This window comes from Corallococcus sp. AB049A (assembly GCF_003668885.1).
GTDB lineage: Bacteria > Myxococcota > Myxococcia > Myxococcales > Myxococcaceae > Corallococcus > Corallococcus interemptor.
The window spans coordinates 1-9,921 of sequence record NZ_RAWL01000328.1 but is presented as its reverse complement, the minus strand read 5'-3'; the positions used below and the strand labels follow the sequence as shown (position 1 = coordinate 9,921).

Here is a 9,921-nt window from a genome sequence, read left to right as displayed (position 1 = left end):
CACGTCGGACGCGGCGCGCGCCACCGCCGACACGGGCTCGCGCACGGTGCGCGTGCGCACGGAGCTGCTCGACTACTTCCTCGACACGGTGGGGGAGCTGATGCTCGCCACCGCGCGCCTGCGCGAAGTGGGCAAGGTGCTGCCGGAGAACACGCGCCCCGCGCTGGAGGAGGGCGTCTACCGGCTGCACACGCTGGTGAAGGACCTGCACGACAAGGTCATGAGCGCGCGCATGACGCCGCTGTCGCTCATCACCGACCGGCTGCCCCGCGCCGCGCGCGACCTGGCCCGCCGCAAGGAGCGCGAGGTGGAGCTGGTCATCACCGGCGCCGAAATCGAGCTCGACCGCGCCATCCTCGACGAGCTGGCGGACCCGCTGCTGCACCTCTTGCGCAACTGCATCGACCACGGCCTGGAGTCCCCGGACGAGCGGATGGCCGCGAAGAAGTCCCCGCGCGGCCGCGTCACCGTCACCGTGCGCCGCGCGCGCGACCGCGTCATCATCGACATCGAGGACGACGGCCGGGGCATGGACCCCGCGAAGCTCAAGGCCTCCGCGCTCAAGCGCGGGCTCATCACGGAGGACGCCGCCCAGCGCATGGCGGACCGCGACGCGTTCCTCCTGTCGTGCCTGCCGGGCGTCTCCACCGCCAAGGACATCACCGACATCTCCGGCCGGGGCGTGGGCATGGACGCGGTGAAGCGCGTGGTGGAGAGCGTGGGCGGCACGCTCGAAATCGACAGCGTGCGGGGCCAGGGCACGACCTTCACCCTGCGCCTGCCGCTCACCGTCGCCGTGGTGCACCTGCTCCTCGTGGAGGTCGGCGAGGAGGTCTTCGGCCTGCCCATCGCGAAGGTGGTGGGCGCCACGGAGGCGGATCCGCAGGCCCTGAGCAAGAGCCGGGAGACGGCGCTCTTGCCGCACGGCAACGGCCTGCTGCCGGTGCACGCGCTGGAGTCGCTCTTGGGCGTGCCCGCCGCGCCCAAGCCCGGCTACCGGCCCTTCGTGGTGATGGAGGGCGACGCCGGCACCGGCAAGGTGGCGCTGGCGGTGGATCGCCTCCTGGGGCAGGAGGAAGTCGTGCTCAAACCCTTGTCCCGTCCCCTGGACTTGCTGCCGGGACTGTCCGGCGTGACCATCCTGGGCAGCGGTCGTCCCGTGTTCATCCTGGACGTCCCGAGGTTACTGACCGCGTGAGCCCCCCCCTGCCCAGTGACGCGCAGCTCGACGCCCTGCGCGAGGTGGCCAACATCGGCTGCGGACACGGCGCCAACGCGCTGGCCCGGCTCGTGGGTGGCCGCGTGGACCTGTCCGTCCCGGACGTGCGCGTCACGGACGCCATCCAGGGCCCCGCGCTCTTCGCGGACGAAGCCCCCGCCGTCGCCGTGCGCCTGGGCATGACGGGCGAGCTGCGCGGCGCGCTGGTGCTGGCGATGCCTTCCGGAGACGCGGAGGCGCTGGAGTCCGCGCTGCTGCGAGGCCACCCCGCGTCCCCCCAGGAGCGCGAGAGCGCCCTGGCGGAGGCCGCGAACATCCTCGCCAGCGCGTGCCTGTCCGCCATCGGGCGGCTGACGGGCTGGCGGCTGTTGCCCTCCGTGCCCCAGCTCCAGCGCGGCTCCGTGCGGCCGGTGCTGGCGGGCGTGCTGGGGGACGTGGAGCCGGGGCCGGGCGTGGTGCTGGCCGCGCGCTTCGAGACCTCCGGGCCCACGGCCCTGGGCGGCCAGATGCTGCTGGTGCTGGAGCGCGCGAGCGCCCAGGCGCTGCTGTCCCGGCTGGGCCTCTAGTCCTCCGCCGCTGTTCGCCTGGAGCACCGGGGGCGGCTGGGGTAGACCGCTCCGCCATGGACGAGAAGGCGCTCAGGGCCCTGCTGGGCCAGGTGAAGACGGGCAAGGTCAGCCTGGACGACGCGGTGGGCAAGCTGAAGGACCTGCCGTACGCGGAGCTGGGCTACGCGACGGTGGACACGCACCGCAACCTGCGGTTCGGCTTCCCCGAGGTCGTCCTGGGCGAGCCCAAGACGGTGGAGCAGATTCTGGGCATCGTCAGCGTGCTCGTGGAGCGCAAGCAGACGGTGCTGGTGACGCGCCTTCAGCCGGACAAGGCGGAGGCCCTGGTGGCGCGCTTCCCCAAGGGCCAGTACCACCCGGTGGCGCGCATCTTCCATCTGCCCCAGCGCAAGGTGAAGGCGGGCCGCGTCGCGGTGGTGACGGGCGGCACCAGCGACCTGCCCGTGGCGGAGGAGGCCGCGCTCACCGCGGAGGCCATGGGCGCGGAGGTGCGGCGCGTCTACGACGTGGGCGTGGCGGGCATCCACCGGCTCCTGCGCCGGCGTGACGAGATTCAAGAGTGCCACGTCGCCGTGGCGGTGGCGGGCATGGAGGGCGCGCTCGCGTCCGCGCTGGGCGGCCTGGTGGGCATCCCGGTGGTGGCGGTGCCCACGTCGGTGGGCTACGGCGCGAACCTGGGGGGCATCTCCGCGCTGCTCTCCATGGTGAACTCGTGCGCGTCCAATGTGGCCACGATGAACATCGACAACGGGTTTGGCGGCGGCTTCTACGCGGCGCTCATCTCCCGCACCAAGGGCCGGAGCTGAGAGCCGCCATGCGACGCATCCTCTACCTGGAGCCCGTGGGCGGCATCGCCGGGGACATGTTCCTGGCGGCGGGCATCGACCTGGGCGTGTCCCCGGATGCGATTGCCCAGGCGCTGTCCGGCCTCAACGTGCCGGGCTGGAGGCTGGCGGTGTCGCGCGCGGTGCGCCACGCCATCAGCGGCACGCACCTGGACGTGGTGCTGGACGCGAAGGAGGCGCACCCGCACCGCGCCTACGCGGACATCCGCCAGCTGATTGAGGCCGCGCCCACGCTGCCGGAGCGCGCGAAGGCCCGCGCACTGGCGGTGTTCCGCGCCATCGGCGAGGCCGAGGCGAAGGTGCACGGCGTGTCCATCGACGCCATCCACTTCCATGAGGTGGGCGCGGTGGACTCCATCGTGGACATCTGCGGCGCCGCCGTGGTGCTGGAGCTGCTGGGAGACCCGGAGGTGCACGCCGCGCCGCCGCCCCTGGGCAGCGGCACCATCCGCGTGGCGCACGGCCAGATGCCCATCCCCGTGCCCGCGACGCTGGAGCTGCTGCGCGACGTGCCCGTGCGCTTCGAGGGCGTGGGCGAGCTGACGACGCCCACGGGCGCGGCGCTGCTCAAGGTCCTGGCGAAGATTGGCCACCCTCCGGACTTCATCGTGGAGAAGGTGGGCTACGGCGTGGGGACGAAGGACTTCCGCGACCGGCCCAACGTGCTGCGCGCGTCGCTGGGCCGCGTGGAGACGCAGGCCACCGAAGGCCTGTGGGTGGTGGAGGCCAACCTGGATGACGCCACGCCGCAGCTGCTGGCGCACCTGGTGGAGCGGCTGCTGGAGGTGGGCGCGAAGGACGCGTGGGTGTCCCCGGTGGTGATGAAGAAGGGCCGGCCCGCGCACCTGTTGGGCGCGCTGGTGGAGGGCGGCCTGCGCGAGGCGGTGGTGGACGCGCTGCTGACGGAGTCCACGTCGCTGGGCGTGCGCTACCACCGGGTGGAGCGCCACGCGCTGGAGCGCGACTTCGTGGAGGTGCAGACGCCGTGGGGCAGGGTCCGCGTGAAGCGCGGCCTGCGTGACGGCCGGGTGCTCAACGCGCACCCGGAGTTCGACGACTGCGTCCGGCTGGCCCGTGCCGCGGGCGTGCCGGTGAAGCAGGTGATGGCCGCCGCGATGGCGGCCCTTACGCCGGCCGGGCCAGGGTGATGATGCCGAAGGCCGCGCCGCCCGGGTCCGCGACGATGGCGATGCGGCCGTAGGGTGAATCGAACGGCTGCATGATGACCTTGCCGCCCTTGGCGCTGACGGTGGCCGCGGCCTCGTCGGTGTTGGCCACGGAGAAGGTGATCATCCAGTGGGCCGGCACGTTGGCGGACGTCTTGTCGTCCAGCTGCATCACGCCGGCCGCCTCACTGCCATCCTTCTTCAGGACCCAGTACTGCATCCGGTCATCCGGCATCTTGTCCGCCGTCATGCCGAAGAGGTCCTTGTAGAAGGCGACGGCCTTGGCGCCGTCGTGCGTCTTGCCCTCGAACCAGGCCATGGCGCCGGGCTCGTTCACCAGCCCCGAGCCGTGGAACTGGTTCGGCTGCCAGAAGCCGAAGGGCGCGCCGGTGTTGTCCGTACAGAAGGCCATGCGCCCCGCGTCCATGACGTCCATGGGCTCCATCATCACCTTGCCGCCCAGCTCCTTCAGGCGGGCGACGGAGCGGTCCACGCTCTCCACGGCGAAGTAGGTGTTCCAGATGGGAGGGAAGGGCGCGTCGCTGGGGCGCGGCATCAGCGCCGCCACCGGGTGGGCCCCCTTGAAGGCCATGGTGTAGTGGCCGTTCTCCTTCGAGCCCTCCTGGAACGTCCAGCCGAACAGCGCCCCGTAGAAGTCCTGGGCCTTCGGCAGGTCCCAGGCCATCAGGTCCACCCAGGACACCGTCCCCGCAGCGTGCTTCGTCATCGCAGGCATCGTCGCTCCCCTCGCAAGTCGCGGCCCCGGCGGCAGACCGGGGCTACCTGCAAGGTAACAGCGGACCTGGAGCGGACTGAAAGGGTTTTCAGTGCTGCCTTGTGTCAACGAATGGGCTGAAGCGCGAGCCCCTGCGCGAACGCATCCGTGTTGCCGCCCGCCACGCACACCGGCAGCCCCTCCACGACACCGCAGCGCGCGCCCGCGTCGAGGAAGGGGCGCACCTGCTGCGGCAGCACCACGTACGCGGTGCTCGCGTCCAGGCCGCCCGTGGGCAGCCGCGCGTGGCACTCCGCCGCCAGCGCCTCCGGCGTGCGTGACGCGTAGCCGCTGTTGAACGTGAGCTTCAGCCGGTACGCCTGGAACGCCAGCGCGTTCACCAGCGGTTCGTCATAGCGGCACACCCACTGCACCTGCGGCGGGAAGAGGGCCAGGTGCTGATAGGGGCCCTTCAGCGCGTCCCAGTCCGCGGACGTCAGGCGCTGGAAGTGCACGGGCTTGAGGAGGGCGCTCTTCTCCTCGCGCACGTCGTACGCCTGCACCGCCAGCGCCGCCGCCAACGCGGCCACGGCCACCGCGGGCACGCCGCGCCACAGGCGCACCACCAGCAGCACCGCGCCCACGACGAGCAGGTAGTTCAACGGCCAGACGAAGCGGCCGGACGCGCGGAACGCGTTCGTCGCCTTCGTCAGCGGCGCGTACAGCCCGCCCAGGTCCGCCACCGGCTGGCCCAGCCACGTCACGCGCGACGACAGCGCGTAGACGGCCATCAGCAGCACCACCACGGCCGCGGGCAGCACCCGGCGCCAGTCCAGCGTGCGCGCCTCGCGCCGGTGCACGAGCAGGCTCACGCAGGCGGCCACGCCGAGCAGCAGCGCCCCCGCGCCCAGGTAGCCGAAGCCCTCGCCCTGCCGGGGCGCGGCGGGCAGGTCCGGCAACAGGCGCCCCCAACCCATGGGGTTCACCAGCGTGGCCAGGTCCGCGGAGAAGTCTCCAAAGCCCTCCGCGCCCAGCCCGCTGCCGCCGAAGTAGCCGAAGAGGGCGAACAGCCCCACGTCCAGCACGGCGATGCCCGCGCACAGCGCCGCGACGCGCGCGGGGCCGAGTTTCCGGCTCCAGACGAGCCGCACCCCGAGCGTCAGCGTCAGCGGCATCAGCATGGCCACCCAGTACGGATGGGTGCCGGACGCGATGGCGTTGAAGAGGGCCGCGAGCCCCAGGCTCCGCGCCGCCGCGCGCGCGTCCGGGATGTCGCGCAGGTTGAGCCACAGCAGGGCCAGGAGCAGCCAGTGCGCGCACAGCGTGGGGTGGCTGAAGCGCGCCGCCATCACCGGCGACAGCGCCAGCAGCGTGCCGCCCAGCACCATGGGCACCGGACGCGGGGACACCAGTTCCACCAGCCGCGCGCCGAAGTAGCCCATCAGCGCGTAGCACAGGGCCAGCCACGGCCCGGTGTACTGGAAGTCCACGGGCAAGAGCGGCGAGAGGGGCTTGAAGAGCACCGCCAGCCACGGGTTGCCGTCCGTGAGCGCCACCGACGAGCCGTACGGATAGAAGTGGTTGGGCGCCGAGCCCAGCGGCAGCGTCCAGTCCGCGTTGCGGAAGAAGAGCCAGCCGAAGATGTGCGCGGCCCAGTCCTCGCGCATCATCCAGTCGATGCGCGTGGGCGGCAGCACCGGCCCGCCGCCCAGCCACAGGAACCAGGCCAGCCCGCCGAGCACCGCCAGCGCTCGCGCCACGACGAGGGCCCGGTGGGACGTGGAGACGGCGGGCGGAGGACTCAGGGAGGGGGCGGACTCGCTCAAGGCGCGGCGACTGTAGGCGTCCGCTTCCGTGCCCCGCAACCGCCGGCTCTCACGGGCAATAGCGCGCGTAGCGCAGGCCGCGCGTCGTCGTCAGCGGCAGGCCGCCGTCCGGTGGGTAGTCGTAGTGCACGTAGGAGAAGGCCAGCTGGAGCACGTCCTGTTCGTCCACGTGGATGGAGGACAGGCCGGGAAACGCATTCCCACCGTCCAGCGTCTCCAGGACGAGGGGCGGCGTCGAGCCGGCGACGTCCGTGCCGTCCAGCGTCTTCACGCTCAGCTGGCTGGTGCCCCCGTTCGCGTTCGCGTCCGCTTCCGCGTCGTCCAGCAGGGCGTGGCGGATGTCCGGGGAGGAGGGGTCTCGCGACAGCGCGGGCCCCCGGCTCCGGAAGGCGCCCATGCCGTATGACTTCCAGCCGCTGTCCTCCCTCACCCACAGCCATGCGCCCCGGTCATCGGAGCCCAGCAGGGAGGGCCGCCCCGTTGAATCCACCTCCAGGGCGATGCGCAGGCGCGGCGAGCTGATGGGAATCTCCCAGTCCAGCGGCTCGACGACCCACGTCCCCGACGCATTGCTCGCGTACAGGACCTGGCTCGAGGAGCGCCCGCGCGCGAACGCGATGTGCAGGTGGCCGTTGGCGTCCACGACCATCCGCTCGCGGTCGCCTGCCGCTCCCAGTTCCTCCAGCGGCGGCATGAGCCAGGCGCCGTTGGAGGCCTTGAATGCATGCAGGTAGCCCACCTGCGGCGCGGGCCGGGCGATGAGCAGGTGGACCTGGCCCTGGGCATCGAGCGCGATGGCCCTCGCCCAGCCGCGTCCCATGTTGTTGAAGTCCCAGGTGCCTCGGGCGTCCGTCGCGTAGCCGGCGTATTCGCTCTGCTGGTACAGCACGTGGTGCGTGCCGTCCGGGGCCACCGCCATGTGCACGTCGATGGCGGCCCACGCCTCTCCCAGCCGCGACGGGGTGTCGCCCGGCCGCGTGGTGCCCACGTAGAGGTCCAGGCCCTTCGCATAGGCGAAGTGGCCCACGCCCTGCGCGTCGAAGAGGAACGTGGAGGTGAGGGAGTTGATGCCCTCGTCCAGGACGTGCGTCCTCCAGCCTCGCCCGGCGCCACACACCCCACCATCCTCCGTGCCCGCGTCGGGGCGGCTCACCACCAGCTGCACGCAGGTGCCGGAGGCGCTCCGGGTCACCTGTCCCTGGCCGGGCTTGGAGACCCCGTTCGTGCAGATGGGGTCGCAGCCGGTCAGCAGGACCGAGGCCACGGCGGCGCTCGACAGCGCGGTGTGAACGAGGAGGGAGCGGGGCACGGGGCTAGCGCCTCAGGGAGATTTCCAGGCCGTACTGCAGGTCCATGCCGGTCTGGCCGTTGGCGGTGACGCGGTCCGCGCCCACCTGGGCGGACAGGCGCAGGGGCATGCCCGCCAGCCGCCCCATCACGCCCGCGGCCACGTGGCCGGTGAGCAGCGCGGGGTCCGCCTGGCGGAAGCCCGGCGCGGTGAGGCCCAGCAGGCCCCAGCCCAGCCCCACCTCCGTGAACAGCGGCGTGGTCGCGGGGCGCTCCAGCCCCACCAGCCCCTCCACCGTGAAGCGGTGCAGCCGGATGCCGTCCGGGGTCGCGAGCGGCGTCACGCCGTACGCCCCGCGCACGCCGTAATAGAGCAGGTCCACCGAGGACGGCGTGCGCCACGACAGGCTGGGCCCGGTGGCGAACTTCGCCAGCCCCAGCGGCGAGCGCCCCGCGCCCAGGCCCAGCTCCAGCCGGGACGTCCAGTCGGACGGCGCCGCCACGGCCAGCGGGGAGCGCGCCCCGCCGATGACGGGCGGCTGGAAGGGATTGCTGAAGTCCACCGGCACCAGCCCCACGGCGGCGACGTAGTCGTCGTAGAACGACCGGTCCAGCGGCACGGCGAACAGGCCCCGGCGCAGCGCCTCCTCCGCGGGACCGCGCTCCTGAAGCTCGCGCGGGTGCAACTGGGGCGTGCCCGAGGACAGCTGCGCCAGCGTGACGCGCGCCTCCGCGTCCGGCGTGCGCACCCAGTACACGTCGCGCAGCGGCAGCAAAATCTGCGTCCACTGGTCCTGCTCGCGCCGCACGTCCACCAGCCGCTGTCCGTCCGCGTCCTCCACGGAGAGGCGCGAGTACTCGAAGCCGGCGGGGAAGGTGACGCGAGGCCCTTCGGGCGCGGGGCCCACCAGCGGGCGGCGGGGCTCGGCCGTGGGCGCGAAGGCGTTGACGGACAGCCGCGCGGGCATGCCCTTCACGCCGTGCAGCGACGCGGCCACGAACGCGGCCAGCTCGCTGTACTCCACCTGCCCGTCGCCGTTGATGTCCGCGCCGCCCAGCAGGCCGGAGCGGGCCACGTGGCTGAAGACGCCCGCGCGGATGCGGGACCACTCGTGCGTCTCGCCGTCCTCGCTCTCCGCGAAGAGGGCGCCCACGTGCGGGCGCGACGCCAGCTGCTCGCGCGCCAGCACCCCGCGCAATTCCGCCAGCACCGCCGCGTCCGGCGTGCCGCCGCGGCTGCCCACCACGCCGGAGGCGCGGCACGCGTCCGCGATGACGTGCACGTAGTCCGCGCCCAGCGGATCCACGACCTCCGAATAGAGGCTGCTCCTGTCCAGGCGCGCGTCGGCGAGCGTGAAGTAGGCGCGGCCCGCGTCGTCCGTGTTGCCGTGGCCCACGTAGACGATGAGCACGTCCGTCTGGCGTCCCGCCGCGTGGTCCCCGAGCGTCGCCGCCTGCAGCCGCTTCACGGCCTGCTCCACCGCCGCGCGCGTGGGTGCCCGCGCGGACTTCAGCACCAGGCTGCCGCTCTTGCGCGTGGGCTCGTCCGGATCCACCAGCAGCGTGGTCTCCACGCCCAGCCGCTTGAGCGTCTCCGCCCACAGCACGCCGTCGTCGTCCGCGTAGCGCAGCGGCGCCAACGCCGGATCGTCACTGCCGTTGTGGGCAATGACGAGCGCGCGCCGCACGGTGTTGTCCGCCAATGCCTCCGGCGCCGCCATCAGCAGCGCCGCCCCCAGGAGGACTTCCAGCCTCTTCATGGAGAATCCTTTACCCGGACCTCCTGCCTGAGCACCACCACCCCCTCTGTCGTCCCTCCGCGCAGGGCCGTCAGGGTGGCATCCGGGTGCTCGGAGAACGTGGCCGTGACTTCCGCCATATCGGAGCCCTCGGGCAGCGCGACCGTCAGCTCCAGGGGGCGCTCCTCGCCGGCCTTGCCGCTGAGCGGGAAGGGGCCGTTGACCTCTTCATGGCCGCCGGCGCGCACGCGCACCGCGACGTGGGTGTAGGGCGGACGGGCACCCGCCGCGAAGGCCAGCGTGGCGCCCGGGGTGCACTCCTTGCCGGTGCGCATCTCGCGCAGGGACTGGCCGGGCGCCGCGCAGAAGACGCGCAGGACGGGCTGCGCCAGCGGCGTGGTGGGCGGGGCCGGGTCATGCACGGCCCCCCGCACGCTCCACTCGGGTTCGGCCGGAGCGGTGGGGGCGGTGGGTCCCACCGAAGTGGGCGTGACGACCACCACGAGGAAGAGGGCGGCGAGCGTGGCGCCCAGCACCGCCAGGGTGGGCCACCGG

The 9,921-nt window shown here is 72.9% G+C and carries 9 protein-coding genes; 4 read left to right on the top strand and 5 right to left on the bottom strand.

Going from position 1 to position 9,921, the window contains the following annotated elements; translation table 11 throughout:
• From D7X55_RS28480 to larC, 4 genes are all read left to right on the top strand, one after another.
• The coding region (locus D7X55_RS28480; RefSeq protein ID WP_147470242.1) for a chemotaxis protein CheA at nucleotides 1–1,198 on the top strand (1,198 nt) is incomplete at its 5' end.
• Nucleotides 1,195–1,785, top strand: a complete 591-nt coding sequence (locus D7X55_RS28475; RefSeq protein WP_120551716.1) for a chemotaxis protein CheC — start codon at nucleotides 1,195–1,197, stop codon at nucleotides 1,783–1,785. The genes D7X55_RS28480 and D7X55_RS28475, both read left to right, overlap by 4 nt.
• A gap of 56 nt (nucleotides 1,786–1,841) precedes the next feature.
• Nucleotides 1,842–2,594 carry a nickel pincer cofactor biosynthesis protein LarB gene (gene larB, locus D7X55_RS28470; RefSeq protein WP_120551715.1) on the top strand — a complete coding sequence of 251 codons (753 nt, stop codon included), beginning with the start codon at nucleotides 1,842–1,844 and terminating at the stop codon, nucleotides 2,592–2,594.
• Nucleotides 2,595–2,602: 8 nt separating this feature from the next.
• A complete protein-coding gene (gene larC / locus D7X55_RS28465; RefSeq protein WP_121724700.1) occupies nucleotides 2,603–3,781 on the top strand; it encodes a nickel pincer cofactor biosynthesis protein LarC in 1,179 nt (392 codons plus the stop codon).
• On the opposite strand, the gene D7X55_RS28460 is transcribed toward larC, so the two are convergent.
• The 5 genes from D7X55_RS28460 to D7X55_RS28440 form a co-directional block, all read right to left on the bottom strand.
• Nucleotides 3,759–4,526: a VOC family protein gene (locus D7X55_RS28460; RefSeq protein WP_158626433.1), complete on the bottom strand. Its 768-nt coding sequence runs from the start codon at nucleotides 4,524–4,526 to the stop codon at nucleotides 3,759–3,761. The genes larC and D7X55_RS28460 overlap by 23 nt on opposite strands.
• A gap of 113 nt (nucleotides 4,527–4,639) precedes the next feature.
• Nucleotides 4,640–6,340, bottom strand: coding sequence for a DUF6311 domain-containing protein (locus D7X55_RS28455; protein WP_233610121.1), 1,701 nt, complete (start codon nucleotides 6,338–6,340; stop codon nucleotides 4,640–4,642).
• A gap of 49 nt (nucleotides 6,341–6,389) precedes the next feature.
• On the bottom strand, nucleotides 6,390–7,649 hold the full coding sequence (locus tag D7X55_RS28450) for a hypothetical protein (protein WP_121724697.1): 1,260 nt from the start codon (nucleotides 7,647–7,649) through the stop codon (nucleotides 6,390–6,392).
• A gap of 4 nt (nucleotides 7,650–7,653) precedes the next feature.
• Entirely contained in the window at nucleotides 7,654–9,387 is a 1,734-nt protein-coding gene (locus D7X55_RS28445) for a caspase family protein (protein WP_121724696.1), read from the bottom strand.
• Nucleotides 9,384–9,921 (bottom strand): hypothetical protein (locus tag D7X55_RS28440; RefSeq protein ID WP_121724695.1); only part of this gene is annotated, 538 nt, incomplete at its 5' end. The genes D7X55_RS28440 and D7X55_RS28445, both read right to left, overlap by 4 nt.